The following is a 1,018-nucleotide window of genomic DNA, read 5'->3' as shown; positions in this document are numbered from 1 at the left end:
CCGCCGAAGTACACGGCCATGGATGAAGTGACCCTGATCACCCGCGCCAACTTCCAGGAAGAACTGACCAAGATCGGGCTGTGGAAATGACGGCGGCGGCCCTGCGTTTCGACGCTATCGGCAAAACCTTTCCCGGGGTCAAGGCGCTGGACGGCATCAGCTTCACCGCCCACCCGGGGCAGGTGCACGCCCTGATGGGCGAGAACGGTGCGGGCAAGTCGACGCTGCTGAAGATCCTCGGCGGCGCCTATATTCCCAGCAGCGGCACGGTGCAGATCGGCGCGCAGACCATGGCGTTCAAATGCGCCGCCGACAGCATCGCCAGCGGCGTAGCGGTGATCCACCAGGAGCTGCACCTGGTGCCGGAAATGACCGTCGCCGAAAACCTGTTCCTCGGGCATTTGCCCTCGCGCTTCGGCGTGGTCAACCGGGGCCTGCTGCGCAAGCAGGCCCTGGCTTGCCTCAAGGGCCTGGCGGATGAAATCGACCCCGAGGAAAAACTCGGGCGCCTGTCCCTGGGCCAGCGCCAACTGGTGGAAATTGCCAAGGCGCTGTCCCGTGGCGCCCATGTGATTGCCTTCGACGAACCGACCAGCAGCCTGTCGGCGCGGGAGATCGACCGCTTGATGGCGATCATTACGCGCCTGCGGGACGAGGGCAAAGTGGTGCTCTACGTGTCGCACCGCATGGAAGAGGTGTTCCGCATCTGCAACGCGGTCACGGTGTTCAAGGACGGCCGTTACGTGCGCACCTTCGACGACATGAGCGCGTTGACCCACGACCAGTTGGTGACCTGCATGGTCGGCCGCGACATCCAGGACATCTACGACTACCGCCCGCGCGAGCACGGTGAGGTGGCGCTCAAGGTCGACGGTTTGCTGGGTCCGGGTTTGCGTGAGCCGGTCAGTTTTGAGGTGCGCAAGGGCGAGATTCTCGGTCTGTTCGGCCTGGTGGGGGCAGGGCGCACGGAGTTGTTCCGTTTGCTCAGCGGCTTGGAACGCGCCAGCGCCGGCAGCCT

General features: G+C 64.7%; 1 protein-coding gene. It reads left to right on the top strand.

What is annotated here, in order from left to right; all coding sequences use genetic code 11:
- Positions 1 to 86: 86 nt before the first annotated feature.
- A partial coding sequence (locus PspCFBP13509_RS31305; RefSeq protein ID WP_137213201.1) for an ATP-binding cassette domain-containing protein occupies positions 87 to 1,018 on the top strand: 932 nt, incomplete at its 3' end.

Source organism: Pseudomonas sp. CFBP13509, assembly GCF_005233485.1.
In the GTDB taxonomy this organism is placed as follows: domain Bacteria; phylum Pseudomonadota; class Gammaproteobacteria; order Pseudomonadales; family Pseudomonadaceae; genus Aquipseudomonas; species Aquipseudomonas marginalis.
Note: the sequence above shows the minus strand (reverse complement) of the source record. Positions and strands in the feature narration are given on the sequence as shown.